Origin of the sequence: Paraburkholderia adhaesiva (genome assembly GCF_021390575.1) — a bacterium.
GTDB classification, from domain to species: Bacteria; Pseudomonadota; Gammaproteobacteria; order Burkholderiales; family Burkholderiaceae; genus Paraburkholderia; species Paraburkholderia adhaesiva.
The window spans coordinates 669,518-688,542 of sequence record NZ_JAJEJQ010000003.1 but is presented as its reverse complement, the minus strand read 5'-3'; the positions used below and the strand labels follow the sequence as shown (position 1 = coordinate 688,542).

The 19,025-nt window shown below is 60.4% G+C and carries 15 protein-coding genes; 9 read left to right on the top strand and 6 right to left on the bottom strand.

The window, feature by feature from the left end; genetic code table 11:
* The first annotated feature begins 432 nt into the window (after positions 1 to 432).
* Positions 433 to 1,854 carry a hopanoid biosynthesis associated radical SAM protein HpnJ gene (hpnJ, locus tag L0U80_RS27160; protein WP_233873367.1) on the top strand — a complete coding sequence of 474 codons (1,422 nt, stop codon included), beginning with the start codon at positions 433 to 435 and terminating at the stop codon, positions 1,852 to 1,854.
* Between the two features lie 77 nt (positions 1,855 to 1,931).
* Here the strand turns inward: hpnJ and L0U80_RS27155 are convergent, their stop codons facing one another.
* Together L0U80_RS27155 and L0U80_RS27150 are read right to left on the bottom strand one after the other, a co-directional pair.
* Positions 1,932 to 2,612, bottom strand: coding sequence for a VIT1/CCC1 transporter family protein (locus L0U80_RS27155; RefSeq protein WP_233873364.1), 681 nt, complete (start codon positions 2,610 to 2,612; stop codon positions 1,932 to 1,934).
* Between the two features lie 50 nt (positions 2,613 to 2,662).
* Positions 2,663 to 4,423, bottom strand: a complete 1,761-nt coding sequence (locus L0U80_RS27150; RefSeq protein WP_233873361.1) for a SulP family inorganic anion transporter — start codon at positions 4,421 to 4,423, stop codon at positions 2,663 to 2,665.
* Positions 4,424 to 4,812: 389 nt separating this feature from the next.
* Here L0U80_RS27150 and L0U80_RS27145 point away from each other — a divergent pair, with 389 nt between their 5' ends.
* Positions 4,813 to 5,205, top strand: coding sequence for a hypothetical protein (locus L0U80_RS27145; protein WP_233873358.1), 393 nt, complete (start codon positions 4,813 to 4,815; stop codon positions 5,203 to 5,205).
* A gap of 48 nt (positions 5,206 to 5,253) precedes the next feature.
* On the opposite strand, the gene L0U80_RS27140 is transcribed toward L0U80_RS27145, so the two are convergent.
* Complete coding sequence (locus tag L0U80_RS27140) at positions 5,254 to 6,012, bottom strand: TerC family protein (protein ID WP_233873355.1); 759 nt, start codon at positions 6,010 to 6,012, stop codon at positions 5,254 to 5,256.
* A 63-nt stretch (positions 6,013 to 6,075) separates the two neighbouring features.
* The gene (gene fabI, locus L0U80_RS27135) at positions 6,076 to 6,858 is read right to left on the bottom strand and encodes an enoyl-ACP reductase FabI (RefSeq protein ID WP_233873351.1); all 783 of its coding nucleotides are present in this window, start codon (positions 6,856 to 6,858) and stop codon (positions 6,076 to 6,078) included.
* A gap of 525 nt (positions 6,859 to 7,383) precedes the next feature.
* Between fabI and L0U80_RS27130 the strand changes: the two genes are divergently transcribed.
* The 7 genes from L0U80_RS27130 (at position 7,384) to L0U80_RS27100 (ending at position 14,150) form a co-directional block, all read left to right on the top strand.
* Positions 7,384 to 7,641, top strand: a complete 258-nt coding sequence (locus L0U80_RS27130; protein ID WP_233873349.1) for a hypothetical protein — start codon at positions 7,384 to 7,386, stop codon at positions 7,639 to 7,641.
* A gap of 75 nt (positions 7,642 to 7,716) precedes the next feature.
* Entirely contained in the window at positions 7,717 to 8,697 is a 981-nt protein-coding gene (locus tag L0U80_RS27125; protein ID WP_233873346.1) for a hypothetical protein, read from the top strand.
* A gap of 202 nt (positions 8,698 to 8,899) precedes the next feature.
* Entirely contained in the window at positions 8,900 to 10,009 is a 1,110-nt protein-coding gene (locus tag L0U80_RS27120) for an AI-2E family transporter (protein ID WP_233873343.1), read from the top strand.
* A gap of 30 nt (positions 10,010 to 10,039) precedes the next feature.
* On the top strand, positions 10,040 to 11,578 hold the full coding sequence (locus L0U80_RS27115) for an efflux transporter outer membrane subunit (RefSeq protein ID WP_233873894.1): 1,539 nt from the start codon (positions 10,040 to 10,042) through the stop codon (positions 11,576 to 11,578).
* Positions 11,575 to 12,696 (top strand): HlyD family secretion protein, encoded by a 1,122-nt coding sequence (locus tag L0U80_RS27110; protein ID WP_233873340.1) that lies wholly within the window; start codon positions 11,575 to 11,577, stop codon positions 12,694 to 12,696. The genes L0U80_RS27115 and L0U80_RS27110 overlap by 4 nt, the downstream gene beginning before the upstream one ends.
* Positions 12,697 to 12,704: 8 nt before the next feature.
* Entirely contained in the window at positions 12,705 to 13,718 is a 1,014-nt protein-coding gene (locus L0U80_RS27105) for a DUF2955 domain-containing protein (protein WP_233873337.1), read from the top strand.
* A gap of 42 nt (positions 13,719 to 13,760) precedes the next feature.
* A complete protein-coding gene (locus L0U80_RS27100; RefSeq protein WP_233873334.1) occupies positions 13,761 to 14,150 on the top strand; it encodes a potassium channel family protein in 390 nt (129 codons plus the stop codon).
* A gap of 102 nt (positions 14,151 to 14,252) precedes the next feature.
* On the opposite strand, the gene L0U80_RS27095 is transcribed toward L0U80_RS27100, so the two are convergent.
* Together L0U80_RS27095 and L0U80_RS27090 are read right to left on the bottom strand one after the other, a co-directional pair.
* Positions 14,253 to 15,794: an efflux transporter outer membrane subunit gene (locus L0U80_RS27095; RefSeq protein WP_233873332.1), complete on the bottom strand. Its 1,542-nt coding sequence runs from the start codon at positions 15,792 to 15,794 to the stop codon at positions 14,253 to 14,255.
* Position 15,795: 1 nt separating this feature from the next.
* Positions 15,796 to 19,020: an efflux RND transporter permease subunit gene (locus L0U80_RS27090; protein ID WP_233873329.1), complete on the bottom strand. Its 3,225-nt coding sequence runs from the start codon at positions 19,018 to 19,020 to the stop codon at positions 15,796 to 15,798.
* Positions 19,021 to 19,025: the final 5 nt, after the last annotated feature.

The following is a 19,025-nucleotide window of genomic DNA, read 5'->3' as shown; positions in this document are numbered from 1 at the left end:
AGCGCATTTGCGCACGCCCGTACCGGGCGTGGCGAATGCTGCTACGAATTCACCGCAGATATAGCACAGAAAGAGTTGCTGATGGAAACGCACGCCGCGCATAAATCGCTCTGTAGTGCGTGCTTAAATGCGGGAAGCATGAAGCGGAATATCTGCTTGAAATCGATGCAACTGCAAATGTCAAACGTAATATCTTTGTAATGACCAGCGGATTAAAGGGCCAATTTTTTTGCAAAGTCGAAACAGCAAGACGTAGTATCCTTGATCGTCTTTCGTTCCCGGTGACACAGGAAAGGACGGCGTCTACAGTCGCTATGCAGCACGTGTCAATTTTTTGAAGGCATTGAAACAATTCGAGAACATCGCCGATACATGGCGAGTTCCTGCAGGTCACCGACCCAGGTCGGGATGACTATTTTTTCGAGGGCATTCATGAAAACGTTGTTTCTGCAGGCACCTTCATATGACGGTTTCGATGGCGGAGCGGGCTCACGGTTCCAGACGAAGCGCGAGATCAAATCGTTCTGGTATCCGACGTGGCTCGCCCAGCCCGCAGCACTGGTCGAGGGTAGCCGCCTCGTGGACGCTCCCGCAGATGGCCTTTCTCTGGAAACCACGCTTGATATTGCCCAGGAATATGAACTGGTCATCATTCATACGAGCTCTCCGTCCTTCTCCAGTGATGTTCGATTTGCGGAACATCTGAAACAACGTAAAGCGTCGATCCTCATCGGCATGGTCGGCGCAAAAGTAGCCGTCGATCCCCAAGGCTCGCTGACCGCGAGCGATGCGCTCGATTTTGTGTGCCGCGAAGAATTCGACTTCACGTGTCGCGAGATCGCACAGGGTCTTCCGTTCGAGTCGATTCTCGGCCTCAGCTATCGTCTGCCCGATGGGTCAATCACGCACAACGAAGCCCGGCCGATTCTCGAAGACATGGACCAGCTGCCGTTCGTTGCGCCCATTTACAAGCGCGACCTGACGTCGAAAAATTATTTCAGCGGCTACCTCAAGCATCCCTATGTATCGCTCTACACGGGCCGCGGCTGCAAATCCAGGTGCACCTTCTGTCTCTGGCCGCACACGGTCGGCGGCCATCGCTATCGCACACGTTCGGTCGAGAACGTCCTCGAAGAAGTGAAGTGGATCCGGGACAACATGCCCGAGATCAAGGAGATCATGTTCGATGACGATACCTTTACCGACCTCAGGCCGCGAGCCGAAGAGATTGCGCGCGGCCTTGGCAAGCTGGGCGTAATGTGGTCGTGCAACGCGAAAGCGAACGTGCCTTATTCAACCCTCAAGGTGATGAAGGACAACGGGTTGCGGTTGTTGCTGGTCGGCTACGAGTCGGGTGACGATCAGATCCTCGTGAACGTGAAGAAGGGACTGCGGACCGATATGGCTCGCCAGTTCAGCGAGGATTGCCGCAAGCTTGGAATCAAGATCCACGGCACGTTCATTCTTGGACTTCCCGGCGAGACGCACGAAACGATCCAGAAGACGATTCAGTACGCGAAAGAGATCAACCCGCACACGATTCAGGTGTCGCTCGCGGCGCCTTATCCGGGTACGGTCCTTCACAAGCAGGCGGTCGAGAATGGATGGCTGAATGACGGCAAGGTCATCACGCTCGTTAATGAAGCTGGCACCCAGGCGGCAGCTATCGGCTATCCGCATCTTTCGTGCGATGAGATCTATCTTGGTGTCGAGGAGTTCTATAAGCGCTTTTATTTCAGGCCGTCGAAGATCTGGGAAATTCTCCGCGAGATGTTGGTGAGCTGGGAAATGATGAGACGGCGCCTGCAGGAAGGCGTGGAGTTCTTCAAGTTTCTTCGGGCCCGCAAGGCCTGAAGTATCAGCGCACGTTGTTGTCGCTGAACGCGACAACAACGTGCGTTGGCGTGGGCGTGGCCGACGGTCTACGCCGATTACCCGCCCAGCGCAATGATGGCCATCGTCAGAAGAACGCCAAGCGCAACCATCGTTAACCCAGCTTTCATCGCCCCACCACCACTGTAGCGCCCCAGCGCATAGCCCGCGATAAAGAGCATCACGAGTGTGAGCACGCGTGATGCGATGAGTGCCGTCCTGAGATCCTGGATGACTAGAAACGGCAGCGCGACCGGAAAGGTACCGAGGACAACAAGCAGAAAAATGCCCAGCGCGCCGACGAAGTCATCGAAAACGTATTTCGCGCGAGGCTGCAGCGTCGGCACGGTCGCCAGGCGTGCACGAATCCGCTCGAGGTCAGCGTCTTCGACGAGGGGCTCAAGTTTGTCCGGCAATGCCTCGCGCAAGGCACGCACGGCGACCGCCTGATCCTGCTCCTGCCGCACAGTTTGCACGAGTTTCAGGCGCTGTCCGCGATCGGCGAGCGTGCGCACGAGATACATCACGGCGTCCGCCAGGCCCCACGCAAGATTGCATCCGAGTGCGGTGAAGAACATCTTGTTCCCCTCGTCTGCGCCGGCGGTGACTGCCTTGACGGCGCCGACGAACGTCAGGGCCATGAACAGACCAAAGCAAAGTTCGCACACGCGATCGACGGTGTTGAGCACCTGCCTGCGCATATCTGATTTGTCTTGCGGGGCTTGCATGGTGGTGTTCATATGACCTCGCCTCAAGGTTGATAACCCGACGTTCCGCCACCGGGCCGTGTTTACGGCACCGGATCATCCGATCCCACGACCTTCAAATCGACATTGCGCAAATGCGTTTCGATAATGTCATCCACCGAGACCCGGCGGCCGATATCGCCAACCTGCTGATCCAGTCCTTCCGCGCGCAGCATATCGCGCACGCTTCCATGCGCGGCAACGATCCGCAAAGTCCCTCTGGCCTTGGCGAGGTCGGAGTGCAAGGTGGCCAGCATCCGGGCGCCTGCCATGTCCACCGACGGGGAATTGGACAGATCGACTATCACCAGCTTGACCGGGCTCGTTGCCGACCGGATTGCCGCCCGTACCGTCGCCCGCACATGGTCCGCATTGAAGTAAAGCAGCGAAGCCTCTACGCGGAACATCAGTACGCCGGGTATCGACTCATTCTCGGGATGGCGCTGGTTGTCCGAATACCGGTGTGTTCCCGGAATGCGTCCAAGCACCGCCACATGCGGATGCGCGGCGCGCACGATGAGCACCAGCATCGACGCGAGTACCGCGAAAATCACCCCGCTAAGAATGCCCAGCAGCAGTACGGCGATGAATGCGACCATGGACACCAGGAACTCTTGACGGCTGGCGTACCAGACGTGACGCAACGCGCGAACGTCAATGAGGCCCTTCACCGCTATGAGCACGATGGCGGCCAGTACGACGTTGGGCAGGTTACTGAGCAGACCCGTGAGAAACATCAGGCACAGGCCCATCGCGATCGACGCGAATACCAGCGCGAGCGGGGTCCTGGCGCCTGCTTTGTCGTTGACTGACGATTGCGACAAGCCGCCCGCCACCGGGTACCCGTGAAAGACACCCGCGGCGAGATTCGCCGCGCCAATTCCCAATAACTCCTGGCGAGCGTCGATTTCATATCCGTTCTTTTGTGCGATCGCACGTGCTGCCGATACGCTTTCCACGTACGACAACAGCAAACACGCGAATGCAAGCGAAACGATGCCATCGACATCCCGGATATGGATCGAAGGCAAATGAAAATCGGGCAGGCCACTGGGCAAGGCGCCGACGACCGTGAATCCCATACGGCTCAACGGTGTCACCGACAGCAGAACGATGGAGAGCGCCACCACAAACAAGGCGACTGGGCGCCCTGGAAAATATTTCTCGCCGAGGAGCAGCAGGCCCAGCGCGCCAAGCCCGAACGCCAGCACGACAACATGAGTGTCAGGAAGCTGCCCGGCCAGAATTGCGATACGTTCGAAATACTGCTCCCCGCCTCCTTTGACGCCGAACAGCTTCGGCAGTTGAGTCAGTGCAATCGTCAGCGCCGCTCCGGCTTTGAAACCAAGCAGTATCGTTTCGCTGATGAAGTTGACGAGCGAGCTTAGCCGCAGGATCCACCCGAGCAGGCACATGGCTGCGATCAGTATCGCAGTCAACGAGGCGATGGACGCGAACCGCTCAGGATTGCCGTCTGCCATGTCCACCACCGTCGCGCCAATGAGCATCGAAATTGCCGACGTGGGGCCGATTGCGAGCTGCCGCGACGAACCGAACAGCGCGTAAAAAATTCCTCCGACCAGATAGCAATAGATGCCGTATTGAGCCGGCAACCCAGCGAGTGTCGCATAGGCCAGCGAGACGGGAATGCCATAGGCGGCGAGCGTCACCCCGGCCACGAGATCGGACAAAAGCCACTGCAGCCTGTAGTGCCTCAGCCATTGATATGCGGCCAGTGTCGTGCGCCAGCCTCTGGCGGGCGCGTTATCGACGGCGCTTGCGGCGGGAAACTGCTCTTCGGTCATCGTGCTCGTTCTCCCGACGGTGGGTCGGGAAGGGTCCATCAGGCGGATGAGGGTTCTCGCGTTTCCTGATAGTGAAGCCCCGCGTGCACCGATGGCTACGATGGCTTGAACGGCCGTTCGAACCGATCCCGACTCTCCCGACAAGACCACATTAAGCGTCGGCATGAAATCGGACCTTGGTCCTATCCGCTGGCAACGTCGCCGATCTGCCGAAGAGACGTTGTTCCTTTTTCATGAGTGTCCTAGACTCAGAATGGCCAACGCGTGTTCGGCAAGCGTATCGGAACGTCATGCGGTCAATGTCATTCCATCGAGTGCCTGGCGCCATCCTCGACGTTGGCGCCATCAGGACACACGGACTGTCGTAGGTGACTCAGCAGGAGAACTGAATGCGTGCCCTTCTCTCTCCATTCCTGATTGCTTTGCCGTTTGTGGTGGCTGGCTGCAACACGCCGCCCATTCCGCCTGGAAAGCCAGTCGACATTTCCACTGCTTTGCGGAGTGTCCTGGAAGGGCTTTGCGATTTCAAAAAGGATGAGGCGGCACGAGGACAGGGCCAGGGCGTTACTTTCGACTCGATCACCGTAGAGTTCGATCTGACCGTGGACGGTTCGAAGAACCCTCCCATAGCCGTTGCCCCAGATATTCAATTCATCCCGACCGTCAGTTACGGCCAGATCCTCACGGCAAACCGGGGAAGCCGACTCACATTGACGCTAAAGAATAGCGGCAAAGGCAGCATGCCCGCCGAATGCGAAGGCAGTAAGCCAGTGCACCAGTGATCTGCTGCACGTCTGCCGAATTATCGAGGCTGACGACTGTCCGTTGGATTAGACACCCTGGTTGAGACGACGGTTATGTCTCGCGCGTCGCGCCAGCATGTTCATGCCTTCAACGAACGCGGAGAACGCCATCGCCGCGTAAATGTAGCCTTTCGGAACGTGAGTGCCAAACCCGTCGGCGATCAGCGTCATACCGATCACCAGAAGAAAACTTAGCGCCAGCATGACAATCGCCGGATTGTGATCGATGAATCGCGTCAGCGGGCCGGCCGCAAAAAGCATCGCTGCGACAGCGACGATCACAGCGAGATACATGATGGCCAGATGATTGGTCATGCCGACTGCGGTCACGATGCTGTCGATGGAGAACACTATGTCGAGCATCAAGATCTGAACGATCGCTGCTCTCACCGTCAGGCTGACCAGCTTGACGCCAGTCGATTCTTCTTCCTCCTCCTCGTACTGTGAGACGTTGTGGTGAATTTCCTTCGTCGCTTTCCAGACAAGGAAAACTCCCCCGCCTATCAGAACGATGTCGCGCCACGAAAAGGCATGATCAAACAACGTGAGCGCAGGCTGGGTCAATCGTGTGATCCACGCCACGGTGCCAAGCAACAGCAGGCGCATCACGAGTGCGAGCCCGATACCGATCCGCTGGGTCCTCGTTCGACTCTCCGGCGGTAGCTTGTTGCTGAGAACGGCAATGAAGATGAGATTATCGATGCCGAGCACGACCTCCATGACCACGAGTGTCACGAGCGCCAACCAGGGGGAGGGGTCGAAAAAGAGAGCAACGAGGTGGTCCATGCGCACGCGAGCCGTTCAGGGCAGCACAAAGATAAATTCTACGTTTCGCACGGTTCCCGCGGACTACGCCATGATATTGACGCCGCCGTCGATATACAGCGTTTCGCCGGAAACGCGGCGCGCATATGGCGTCGCGAGAAACGCGCACGTATAGCCTACGTCCATGATGTCTACGAGTTCCCCGAGCGGCGCGCGCTGGGCGGCCTCATTGAGCAGCAAGTCGAAGTCTTTCAGGCCCGACGCCGCACGGGTTTTCAGCGGACCCGGCGAAATCGCATGCACGCGGATACGCTGCGGTCCGAGTTCATACGCAAGATATCGCGCGCAGGCTTCGAGTGCTGCCTTCACCGGCCCCATGACGTTGTAGTTCGTCACCACTTTGTTCGCGCCGTAATAGCTCATGGTCAGCATCGTCCCGCCATTTTTCATCAGCGGAGCGGCAAGGCGCGCCATCCGCACGAAGGAGTGGCACGAAATGTCCATGGCTATCCCGAAGCCCTTGCTCGAGCAATTGAGCAGGCCGCCTTGCAGGTCTTCCTTCGGCGCGAAGGCTATCGAATGGACCAGGACATCGAGGCCCCCCCACACCTGTTCGATGCGCTCGAACACGGCCTCAAGGTCGCCTTCGCTGGTCGCATCGTATGGCATGAAAATTGGAGCGTTCAGCTCTTTGGCAATCGGCTCGACATAGGCCTTCGCTTTTTCGTTAGCGTAGGTGATGGCGACTTCTGCGCCGACCTGCCTGAACGCCTTCGCACAGCCATAGGCGATCGAATGCTCGTTCGCGATGCCGGTGACGAGCGCTTTCGCGCCTGCGAGAATCGGGCTGATCTGATCGACTGTCATGATTTCACTCTCTCAACCGCGTACGAGGCCATACGACATCGTGCTGTCGAACGTGCTGGCGCCTGGCAGCGCGCCAACGTGGTGTCCGGCGGCCTTCGTGAGGTAGCGGCCAGATTGCCGAGCCGATTCTCGTCCCTGCGTGTGTCGAACGCATGTCCGGTTCGAGCGTGCCAACTTCGCGCTATTAGCGCTTCGATCGGGCCGAGTATGTCGGCGATTGTGCAACCGCACAATGAGACCAAAGTCGTATTTTCAAGGCGCGATCCAGGTGGGATACGGTTATGTGGTGCTGACTCAAGCTGAAGAACCTGAAAGCGGACGGACTTCAACGCTATGTCGGGAATCGATATCTTGTCGGCGAATCGCACGCACGCTTGTTTTCCAGTGCGAAAACGGAGAACAGGTCCATGCCGAGAATTTTCGAGCGCTCACAAACTCGCGAGATCGTACGCGGAATCTGCGCGCAGCCATACGACGTCTGGATCTCGGCCTGGTCAGACTCACACCTTGATGGGAGATTGCATCATGGCTGCATGCACCCGTGGACTCGTCGCTACGTTCACTGCGTTCCTTCTGGCAGCTTCGTTCGGCAATGCAACGGCCACTGAACAAGCGCAACAACGTCGCGCAGGCCGCGACGTTCGCCAGGAAACGCGTCAGGGCTCGCGTCACACCAAACAGGAATGCCGCGCCGCTAACCAGACAAGCAACTCACAATGCCGGCAGGACAAGCGCCACACCAAGCAGCAGGGCCGTCAGACGGCGCGTGACATCAAATATTGATCGCCACATCCTGGCGTTTTCCAGTTGGCCGACTACAACGGGAAATGAACGATGCTCCAACAACAGGAGTGCTTCATGCGTGGTAGATCGGATAAGTCAGCACGGGTATGGGTATGTGCCTGCTTTCTAGCGGTCCTGCTGCCTTGCCAGTCGAATGCTCAGGTCGTCCCTGGCCTGTTGTCGCCCAACACCGTCATCGGTGGCAACGTGAAGCGGCACGCCGACGCCGTGCTCGCCATCATGACCTACACGACTGTCCCTGACGTCACGACCAGTAACCTGTCGGTCAATAACAGCCTCAGCGGGAATCCAGGCTTCGGTCAGTCACAGTTGGGCGGTGGCTTTACGCTCAGCAGGAAGTATCCGGTGTATCTGGAAGGCACGATTGCCTACAGCCGTTACGATCCGGTTTTCATTGCGACGGATGGCGCCCAGCAGCGTTCGGTGCCGACCCGATGGAATACCGTCAGTACGACGATCGGCGTCGGCTGGGACTTCCGGATCACGGACGAACTCGCCTTCCGTCCGATCCTGAACGGCATGGTTGGGCGCGTCGCGAGCGATCTGCGGGTGGGACAGACGCTCTTCAATCACGTCACCGACAGCAACCTCCAGTTTCTCGAGAATGGCGCACTGAATGCGTATGGCTACGGCGGCTCGCTGATGCTCGATTTCGAGCACTACCGCGAAAACTATGAAATCGACGCTGAACTGCGCGCGACCGATATCTACCTGCACAGCTTTGGTAGCTCGTCGGAGGCCGTTCAGGGTTCGGCCGTGGCGCAACAAGTGAGCCTTTGGACACGCTGGCGCGCGCCAACCGGCTGGCACGCGCTCGACCGGCCGGTCCGCTATGTTCTTGAAGCCGCCTACTCCCACTACTTTGGCGACAGCGCCGGGGTGCTGGGATTCAATGACCTCACTTCGCTAGGCGTGGGCCTCGAACTCGACAGCAGCCGGTACCCGATCATCATCACCCGCACACGGGCGATGGTGCGATACGTGTTCGGCCACAATGTGCACGGCGTGTCATTCGGGTTTGCGATCAGCTTTTGAACCGCTTTCGATCCGCACGGGACGATATGAGACCAAAGTCCGATTGAAGCTATCCGGACCCAATCCGATAGTGAGGGATCGCTCTCTGAAGAGCACGGCAACAATCCCGACGACAGTTCCTCGCAACGGCCACTGTGGCCGTGATCGCAGATACGCTTGTGTCACCGACGATTCTCGATGCGACCTGGCAGGAGAAAAACTCATGCTGATAACACCGACCACACAACGGGTTTTGTCCAGAGAATTACTCGATGTACTGATTCGCGCCGGACTCGTTGCTGTGCTGGCTGTCTTCTGTTACCGGATTTTCGTTCCGTTCCTGAACCTTATGGTGTGGGCGCTGATTCTCGCTATCACGCTCTATCCTCTTCAGGTCATGCTTCGCCGAACGCTCGCCAACAAGGACGGTCTGATTGCCACGCTGATCGTGCTCGTCGCCTTTGTCGTCGTTCTTGGGCCGACCTATATGCTCGGCGTTGCGCTCGCCGACTCGCTTGAGAACGCGATGGCCATTGTCAAGAGCGGCAGCTTTCAGATACCACCACCTGACGACTCGGTGGCGAATTGGCCGCTGGTTGGCAAACGTGTGTATGCCGGCTGGCTCGCGGCCTCTACGGACCTCGTCAGCTTTGCGCAGAAGTTCGCACCGCAACTCAAGGAGGTGGGTCGTGCCCTGCTAGGAACGGTCACCGGTCTGGGCGCGGGACTGCTCGTATTCTTCGCCGCTCTGATCGTCGCGGGCATTCTGATGGCGTTTGGCGAGAAGGGGCACGGCGCCGCCGTGCAGATCGCCTCGCGCATCTTCGGCGCGGAGAACGGCACCCAGATCACCGACCTGTGCACGGCGACCATTCGCGCAGTGGCCCAGGGTGTCGTCGGTATCGCGTTCATCCAGATGCTGTTGATCGGCGTCGCGTTCATCATCATGGGCATTCCCGGTGCAGGTCTGCTCGCCCTCGCCGTGCTGCTTATCGGCATCATGCAACTGCCCGCTACGCTGATTACCGTGCCCGTCATCATCTTCGTGATCGTGACCGAGGGCGTGAGCACGGCGACGATCATCTTCTCCGTCTACGTGTTCGTCGCAGGTCTGGCGGACAACGTGCTCAAGCCATTGCTGCTGGGGCGAGGCGTCGCGGTGCCAATGCCCGTCGTACTGATCGGCGCGCTCGGAGGCATGGTGACGGGTGGCGTCATTGGCCTGTTCATTGGTCCTGTGATGCTGTCGGTCGGCTATCAGCTCTTCTGGCGATGGGTGAAAGATCCGCCAAAGCTACAGTCCGACCCGGCTCAGGAACAGAAGCAGCCTTGAAGCTGCAGGCGTGGAGCCGTGTTGCCTGCCATGCGCCCCTTCACGACGGCGATGCTGCTCGGCGCAGGTTGCCTGAGCGGGTGCATGCGTGTGGGACCGGACTTTCAGCCGCAGCATGAAGCGTGGAGCGAGCATTGGAGCAGCGCTTCGATCAATCAGGTAACGCAACAGGCCGCAGAGCCTGACCTGCGCCAATGGTGGCTGATATTCGGCGACCAGAATCTCGAACGTCTAATGGCCGTTGCGGATGCCAACAACGGCGACCTGAAGATTGCCGGTCTGCGCGTGATCGAAGCCCGCGCTCAACTCGGTATCGCGCTCGCCGGACGCTACCCTCAGGTACAGCAGATCAATGCCGACGTGCTCGCCTCGGCCCGCAAGCGCTCCGATGGATTCGATCCGCGTTCGGGGGCCTATCTGCAGTACGGAGCGGGTTTCAGTGTCGGCTGGGAACTCGACTTCTGGGGGCGTTTCGCCCGCGCAATCGAGTCCGCCGATGCATCGTTCTTTGCCGCGCAAGCCAACCGCGATGCCGCGCTCGTGCTGTTGCACGCGCAGATCGCGGATACGTATTTCGCGCTGCGCACGGCAGAGGCCCGGCTGCGTATCGCGCGCGAGAACGCACAGCTGCAAAAGCGCAGCTTCGAGATCACGGAGAAACTGTTCAAGAGCGGCGAGACCGATGAACTGGATCTTCAACAGGCGAAAACGCAGTATCTGGGAACGCTCAGCAGCATCCCCGATCTCGAGAGCCAGATCGCGCTTTCGCGTCACGGGTTGTCCGTGTTGACGGGCCAGCCACCCGGCCCGCTGCCGGAACTCGACGTGCAGCCCGGCAAAGAAGGCGTGGTCCCTTTGGTGGACCGCGCGGTGCTGCAGAACGTGCCGGCCGATCTGCTATTGCGTCGTCCCGATGTTCGCGCCGCCGAATATCAGATGGCCGCCCAGTCGGCGCTCATCGGCGTGGCGAAGGCTGACTTCTATCCGTCCGTGTCGTTGCTGGGTTCGCTTGCCTGGAGCGCGAGTTCGCTCACGGGTTCACCGAATACCCTGGGCGTTGCAGTAGGCCCAAGCGTGACCTGGAACGTGTTCGATCACGGCAGGATCACGAACAACGTGCGCGTGCAGGATGCCCGGCTGCAACAGTTGACTGTCGCCTACCAGAATACCGTGCGCGAGGCGGCTCGCGAGGCCGATGACGCCGCCACGGCACTGATCGCCGCGTTGCAGCGCGAGACCATTCTGAACGACGCTCAAGCGGCCGCGCGGCGCTCCCTCACGCTCGCCAATACGATCTACCGCGAAGGGTATTCGGATTTTCAGCGTGTGCTCGATGCCCAGCGCGCTCTGTTCACCCAGCAGGACGCTTATATCGTCAACCGCAGCAACGCCGTAGGCAGCCTGGTCGCCCTTTACAAGTCACTCGGAGGCGGCTGGTACACGGAGCAGTCGCTAATCGATGACGCGACCCGCAAGCAGATGCGGCAACGCACCGACTGGGGCGACCTGCTCGACGAAGTGAGCGCCCCATCCAGCGCCGCCGTCCACCCGGAAGGTGCATCCCGATGAGCGATACACCCGAACCCTCGAACGCTGCGCCGACACCGGCACCGGCCGCCGATCCTTCGAGCAAGGCGGTGAAGTGGATCGTCTGGCTGATCGTCGTGAGCCTCGTCTGGTATCTGCTCGCCGACCGCTTTACGCCGTACACGCAACAGGCGCGCGTGCAGGCCTACGTCGTGCCCGTCGCCGCGGAAGTGTCGGGACATGTCACGCGCGTACTCGTGCACAACAACCAGGAAGTCAACGCGGGCGACGTGCTCTTCGAAATCGATAGCGAGCAATACCAGATAGCCGCCGTTCGTGCGCGGGCCGATTACGAGTCCACACGCCGACAGGTCGGCGCCAGCACCGCCGGCATTGAATCGGCGCTCGCGTCGCTGCGGGCGGCGATCGCGAACGAAGTCAAGGCGCGCCAGGACAGCGAGCGCCTGGAACGGCTATACCGCGAAGACGAAGGCACGGTTTCACTTCGACGCATCGAAGTCGCGCGAGCCACGTATGAGCAGGCCCAGAGCCAGGTCGAGGCTGCGCGTGCCGAAGTGGAGCGCGCACGGGAACAACAAGGCGGCAGCGAAGCGGAAAACGCGCAGTTGCGCAGCGCGGCCGCCGCCGTGAAGAAGGCTGAACTCGATCTGGCCAACACGCGGATCCTGGCCGGCTCGGGCGGGGTCATCACGGATCTGCGGACGGAAGTCGGCCAGTTCGCGGCGGCAGGCAGTCCGGTGATGACGCTGATTGCGATCCGCGACGTCTGGGTCAGCGCCGACATGACCGAGAACAACCTCGGCCATCTCCGGCCCGGCACGCCGGTGGAAATCTCGCTGGACGCGCTGCCGGGCCAGGTCTTCGACGGCCGGATTCGCAGTATCGGCTATGGCGTGAGCACGGGCCAGAGCACGCCGCCGGGCAGTCTGCCCACCGTGCAAAACAGCCGCGACTGGCTGCGGCCTGCTCAACGCTTTCCAGTGATCGTCGAGTTCGACCCGCGTGAACGCGAACGTCTGCGCAACATGCGTGTAGGCGGCCAGGCAGAGGTGATGGCGTTTCCGACTCAGGGCAATCCGCTCAATCCGCTCGGTCGCGTGTTTGTGCGCGTGATGAGCTGGGTCTCGTACGTCTACTGACCACGTCCATGGAAAACAGGCTCCTGTTGCCCGGCCGCCGTGCGCTACGCCTTGCTACCGGGACTGCGCTCTGCCTCGCGATCAGTTTCGCGCTGGATTTCCCGATTCCCGTCGTCGCGCCGGTGTTCGCCGTCTTTCTTCTTGCGACGCAAACGCGGCCGCTGTCGCTCAAGACAGGTACGGTTCTCGTGCTGGTCGTGGCATTGACCACAGGCAGCGGCTTGCTTCTTGTTCCGCTGCTTCGTCACTACGCGTTCGCTGGCGTGATGATCGTTGGCCTCATGCTTTATTTGGCCTTTCGATACGGCCTGCGTGGCGGAAACAATCTGGTCGCCACATTTCTGGTTGCAGGATTGACGATGATCTCCGCTGCGGGGACGAGCGAATTTCAACTGGCCGTGACCGTCGTCGGTGCACTAGCGAAGGGACTATTGCTTGCGACGTTGGTGTCGGCCCTGACTCACCGCCTGTTTCCCGAACCTGCCGACGCGCGGCGTGCGCCTGCCGCACAGGTGATGCCCGACGCACAAGCGACGCGTATTGCACTGCGCGCCGCGCTCGTGGTGATGCCGGCGTACCTGCTCGCGATGACCGATCCAGCGAGCTACATGCCGATCATCATGAAGTCCGTGAGCCTTGGCAGGCAGAGTTGCACAACGACGGCCCGCCATGCGGCGCGAGATCTGATCGGCTCCACGCTGCTGGGCGGCCTGCTCGCGATCGCGTTCTGGTTCGCGCTCAGGCTCTTTGTGCACGTGTGGATGTTTTTCCTGTGGATGCTGCTGTTCGGCCTGCTGGTGGGACGCAAGCTGTATCGCATCAGCCCAACGCGTTACTCGCCCGGATTCTGGCTGAACAGCCTCGTCACGATGATCATCCTGCTTGGGCAGTCGGTGCAGGACAGCGTGGCCGGCAAGGATGTGTACACGGCATTTGCGGTGCGAATGGGGCTCTTTCTGGCTGTAACGGTCTATGCCTGCCTGATGCTCCTTATCTTCGAGCAACGCCGAGGTACAGGCTGAGGTTTCGCCTGGCACTAATGCGCCATCAACGAGGTATGTGCAATGAATGCTGCGAAAAACGACACCGTCGTCCGCCTGCATGCACGCGACATCCTGCAGGAAATGGGCAGGACCCTCTGGTATTTGCGTGCGATCCTGATCGGACTTCTCGCGCTATTCGTCTTGCTGACGATCGGAATGTGGTACTTCGGCGCCCCCGTCGAAACGGCGAACCGGACACCTTCGCCGTGGGGGGAAACCGTGTACTTTTGCGCGATCACCGCCCTCACCATCGGGTACGGCGATGTCGTGCCGACTTCGACGTTTGGCCGGATCGATGCCATTCTGCTGGGTCTGGTCGGACTCGTGATCACGGGATTGATGGTTGCCGCTGCCGTTCGGGGTATTCAGGAGGCGTCGCAGCGGGCAAGCGAACAGAAATTGCAGGAGTGACTGAGAGACAGGCTGAATGAGAGTTCGCCATGCGCGCACGGCCCACTGCGCAATGATCCGGTCAGCCATCGAGCGAAACGATGACTTCGAATCCGGGCAACGCTATCGACCCGCCGCGCTCGCGATATCCGCCGAATGAACCTGCGCCTGCGGCACCTGTGGTTCCGATGCGGGAGTCGGCGGCGCTGGCATCGTCATGTGCTCGGCCTGCGTCACCCATCCTCCGCCCATCGACTTGTAGAGGCTGACGTAATAAGTCAACTCCGCCGCTTGGGTTTGCGTATAGGTAAGCTGCGCGTTGAAAAGACTCCGCTCTGCATCGAGTACCTCGATATAGCTCGTATAGCCGCCCTCATAGCGCTTGCGCGCGAGCCGCGCATAGGTCGTCAGGGCATCGACCTGTCTGCCCTGAGCGGCGAGTTGTCCCTGACTCTTCTGCAGTGCGATGAGCGAATCCTCGACTTGCTGGAATGCTGTCTGGACGGTCTCGAGATACGTATAGAGCGCTTCCTGCTCCCGCGCTTCGGCGAGATGGACCTGCCCGGTGATGTTGCCGCCAGTGAAAATCGGTTGCACGATCGATCCGCTGACCGACCAGATATACGCGGGTCCGGTGAGCAGGCTGGAAAACACGGTACTCGCCGCACCGATCAGCCCCGACACCGACAGCGAAGGAAAGTACAGCGCACGCGCCGCCCCGATCAGCGCATTTTCCGCGATCAGGTTCTGTTCCGCCTCCAGCAAATCGGGCCGCCGTACCAGCAAGTCCGATGGCACACCTGCGGGAACTGCCGGCAACGCGATCGCCGGCAGTTCGCGGCCACGCGGGATCGGCCCAGGATTCTGGGCGAGCAGCACGGACAGCGCGTCCTCCTGCTGCGCAATCTGCATCTCGATCAGCGGGATGGTGGCGAGCGTGGACTCGTACTCGGACTGGCTTTGCGCAAGCTCCATCTCCGACACTTCCCCGTGCTGGAAACGCAGCGTGAACACCCGCACCGCCTCGGCACGACTCGTGGCCGTTGCCTGCGCGATATCGAGCTGCCGGTCGAGGCTTCGCAGATTGATGTACGAAACCGCCACCGAAGCGACGAGGGTGAGGATGGTATCGCGCCGCCCCTCCTCGGTCGCAGCGAGTTGTGCGCGCGCGGCCTCGGTCAGGCGGCGGGTGTGCCCGAATATGTCGATGTTCATCGACGCGGCAACCGTCGGGGAAAACAGGTTGTAGACGGGATCGACATTCGCGGGCAGCGGTATGCCGCTCGAGCGGGACACGCGCTGGCGCGACGCGTCGAACCCGGCACTCACCTGCGGGAAGAACGCGGAACGCGTAATCTGCAACTGCGCGGCAAATTCGTCGATGCGGGCTGCGGCGATCTTCACGTCGCGATTGCGTTCAAGCGCCGTGCCGATCAGTTGATCCAGCACCGGGTCCTGGAATTGCTCCCACCACAGCGTATTGGCCACATCGGCCACTTCAGCGCTTGCGAACCGGTAGTTCGCGGGCACCTCGACGTTAGGCCGCACGTAATCCGGACCGAGCAGGCAAGCGCTCAGCGTGAATGCCAGCAACGGCGCGAGCCGCCGCGTTATGGCCGACAAACGGGCGCCGGCATGGAAGCACGCACGGGTGGACGCATGCATCTCAGTCATCCTCGCGCGGCGCGGAAGGCGTTTCATTCGGCGCCCCTGCCGCTCCGGAGTGACCTCCGGTGCCCGTGGCATCGCCGCCCTTGTCCGGCGTCGCCGAACTCTTGCTCGAACGAGACGACATCGTTTCGAGCAGGTAGTAGAACATCGGGATGAAGAACACGGCGATCGCGGTTGCGCCGAGCATGCCGCCGATCACACCCGTGCCGATCGAGTGGCGGCTGTTGGCCGATGCACCCACGGCGATGGCCAGCGGCACGCAGCCGAGAATGAACGCGAGCGAGGTCATGACGATCGGCCTCAGCCGCTCTTCTGACGCCACGATCGTCGCGTCGTGCACCGAGGCGCCCCCCTCGCGGTTCATCACTGCAAACTCGAAGATAAGAATCGCGTTCTTCGCCGCCAGCGCGACCAGCATCGTGAGCCCGATCTGGAAGTAAATGTCGTTTTGAAGTCCGCGCATCAGGATGGCGAGCAACGCTCCGAAAATCGCGAACGGCACCGCCATCAGCACGCCGACCGGCAGAGACCATTTTTCGTACTGCGCCGCGAGAATCAGAAAGACCATCACGAGGCCGAAGATGAACACAGAGCCTGACGTCCCACCCGATTTGCGCGCTTCATAAGCCTCACCGCTCCACGCCACGCCGAATCCGTTCGGCATCTGGGCCGCGACGTCCTCGAGCGCGGCGATGGCCTGCCCGGAGCTGAATCCAGGCGCTGCGTTGGCCGTGACAAGGACCGCCGGGAAGTTGTTGAAGCGCGTGAGAAGGTCCGGTCCCGTCACGAACCGGTAAGTCGCCACGGCACGCAACGGCACCATCGTATTGGTCCTGCTGCGCACGTAGATGCGGTCGAGATCGTCCGGTCTTAGCCGGGTGGACGGATCGGCCTGCAGGATCACCTGCCATAGCCGGCTCGAACGATTGAACTGCGATACATAAAGCGAACCGAACATGGTCTGCATCGCGCTGTACACATCTTCCACCGGCACGCTGAGCGTTTCCGAGCGTTCGCGGTCGACATCGACTAGCAGTTGCTGGGAGTTCGGATTGAACGTGGTCGTGATACGGGCGAGTTCGGGCCGTTGCCGCGCCCGCGCGATGAACTGGCGGACCACCTCACCAAGTTGCGCGATGGTCGCGTCGCCTTTGCTCTGAATCCATACCTCAGTGCCGCCCGTGGTGCCGAGACCGGGGATGGAAGGCGGGTTGACCGGAATGACGATCCCCTCCTTGATGGTCGACAGCGCCTTGTAGGCGTCGACCAGCACAGCGTGAGCATTTTGCGTGCGGGCATTGCCCCGTGCATAGCGTTCATCGAAACTCTTGAGCCCGACGAAGAACGTGCTGGCGTTGTTCTTGTTCTGCACATCGAGCAGGCTGTAACCGTCGACGGTTGCGATACCGGCCACAGCATCCTGCTTCATGAAGTACTCGGCTACCTGATCGGACACCGCCGCCGTGCGGTCGAGGCTTGCGGCGTCAGGCATCACGACTGCGCCGAGCAGGTACCCCTGATCCTCCGGAGGAAGGAAGGCAGACGGAATGGACTTCATCATCATGACCGCGAGCGCGATCATGCCCGCGAACAGTAAAAGCGAGATCACCCAGCGCCGGATGACGAGGTTGACCACGCCGATATAGCCCTTGGTCATGCGTGTAAACGCATTCTCGAACCAGCGGAAGAAACCTTTCTTCTCGTGATGGGTGCTCTTGAGCAATATCGCCGCAAGAGCGGGCGACAAAGTGAGCGCAACGACGCCAGAAATCACGACCGAAATGGCGATGGTGATCGCGAACTGCTTGTACAGTTGCCCGGTGATCCCGCTCACGAAAGCGACCGGAACGAACACCGCGCACAGCACGAGCACGATAGCGACGACTGGCCCCGCCACCTCGTCCATTGCACGTTTGGCCGCGTCTTTCGAGCTTAGCTTGTGGACCGTCATGTTGCGCTCGACATTTTCGATCACGACAATCGCGTCGTCGACCACGATGCCGATCGCCAGCACCATGCCGAATAGCGTCAGCATGTTGATCGAAAACCCGAGCACCGCCATGCCCATGGCGGCGCCGACGATCGAAACCGGCACGGCCAGAATCGGAATCAGCGTCGCGCGCAGGCTCTGCAGAAACACGAACACGACAATGACGACCAGCACCAGCGCTTCGAAGAATGTGTGAACGACGTCGGAGATCGAGGCTCGTGTGAACTCGGTCGTATCCATCGCGATCCGGTACTCGAGGCCTTCAGGGAAGGATTTTTTGAGTTCGGCCAGCGTGGCGAGTACCTGTTTCGACACGTCGAGCGCATTCGCGCCCGGCTGCTGGTAGACCGCGATGATGGTGGCAGGCTTGCCCTGGAACCGGCTGCGGATCGAGTAGTCCTTCTGCCCGAGCTCTGCCCTACCCACGTCCCGCAGCCGCACGATCGCCGCGCCCTGGCTGGCCGCGCGCAGGATGATGTCGTCGAACTCGGAAGGCTGGGCAAGCCGTCCGGTGGTCGTCACGGCGAACGACTGCTCGACTGGCGAGCCCGTCGGCGACTGCCCGATGCGCCCCACCGCGAACTGTTGATTCTGGTTCTGCACGGCGTTTTGCACATCCGCCACCGTGATCCCCAACTGCGCCATCCGGTCAGGCTTGAGCCAGATGCGCATCGCGTAGTCCGGCGTGCCGAAGATGCTCGACTGGTTCGCGCCCGGTATCCGCTTGAGCGCATCGAGCACATAGATGTTCGCGTAGTTCGCGATATACGTGGCGTCATAGCGCTCGTCGGGCGAATAGATCGCGATCACCATCATGAACGCCGACGACTTCTTCTGCACCTGGACGCCTTGCGCCTGAACCGATTGCGGCAACTGGGGCAACGCGAGATTGACACGGTTCTGCACGTCGACCTGCGCAAGCTGCGGGTTGGTGCCAATCTCGAAGAAGGCGTTGATCGTCAGGTTTCCGGTCGATGAACTCGATGAATTCATGTAAATCATGTTGTCCGCGCCGTTCACCTGCTGCTCGATCGGCGCGGCTACGTTGTTGGCGACCACTTCTGCGCTCGCCCCCGGATACGTTGTGCTGATCGTGATCTGCGGCGGCGTGATGTCCGGATATTGCGCGACCGGCAACGCCAGCATGGTCAGCGCGCCGCCCAGGGTGATGACGATGGAGATGACCGAAGCGAAAATCGGCCGGTCGATGCAGTAGTGGGAGATGCTCATCGCCA

Bases quoted from the DNA above. Each gene is read 5' to 3' on its own strand.
- L0U80_RS27100 (WP_233873334.1), top strand. From the start codon at position 13,761: ATGAATGCTGCGAAAAACGACACCGTCGTCCGCCTGCATGCACGCGAC.
- L0U80_RS27110 (WP_233873340.1), top strand. From the start codon at position 11,575: ATGAGCGATACACCCGAACCCTCGAACGCTGCGCCGACACCGGCACCG.
- L0U80_RS27155 (WP_233873364.1), bottom strand. From the start codon at position 2,612: ATGAACACCACCATGCAAGCCCCGCAAGACAAATCAGATATGCGCAGG.
- hpnJ (WP_233873367.1), top strand. From the start codon at position 433: ATGAAAACGTTGTTTCTGCAGGCACCTTCATATGACGGTTTCGATGGC.
- L0U80_RS27090 (WP_233873329.1), bottom strand. From the start codon at position 19,020: ATGAGCATCTCCCACTACTGCATCGACCGGCCGATTTTCGCTTCGGTC.
- L0U80_RS27140 (WP_233873355.1), bottom strand. From the start codon at position 6,012: ATGGACCACCTCGTTGCTCTCTTTTTCGACCCCTCCCCCTGGTTGGCG.
- L0U80_RS27120 (WP_233873343.1), top strand. From the start codon at position 8,900: ATGCTGATAACACCGACCACACAACGGGTTTTGTCCAGAGAATTACTC.
- L0U80_RS27115 (WP_233873894.1), top strand. From the start codon at position 10,040: ATGCGCCCCTTCACGACGGCGATGCTGCTCGGCGCAGGTTGCCTGAGC.
- L0U80_RS27145 (WP_233873358.1), top strand. From the start codon at position 4,813: ATGCGTGCCCTTCTCTCTCCATTCCTGATTGCTTTGCCGTTTGTGGTG.
- L0U80_RS27130 (WP_233873349.1), top strand. From the start codon at position 7,384: ATGGCTGCATGCACCCGTGGACTCGTCGCTACGTTCACTGCGTTCCTT.
- L0U80_RS27125 (WP_233873346.1), top strand. From the start codon at position 7,717: ATGCGTGGTAGATCGGATAAGTCAGCACGGGTATGGGTATGTGCCTGC.
- L0U80_RS27105 (WP_233873337.1), top strand. From the start codon at position 12,705: ATGGAAAACAGGCTCCTGTTGCCCGGCCGCCGTGCGCTACGCCTTGCT.
- fabI (WP_233873351.1), bottom strand. From the start codon at position 6,858: ATGACAGTCGATCAGATCAGCCCGATTCTCGCAGGCGCGAAAGCGCTC.
- L0U80_RS27150 (WP_233873361.1), bottom strand. From the start codon at position 4,423: ATGACCGAAGAGCAGTTTCCCGCCGCAAGCGCCGTCGATAACGCGCCC.
- L0U80_RS27095 (WP_233873332.1), bottom strand. From the start codon at position 15,794: ATGCATGCGTCCACCCGTGCGTGCTTCCATGCCGGCGCCCGTTTGTCG.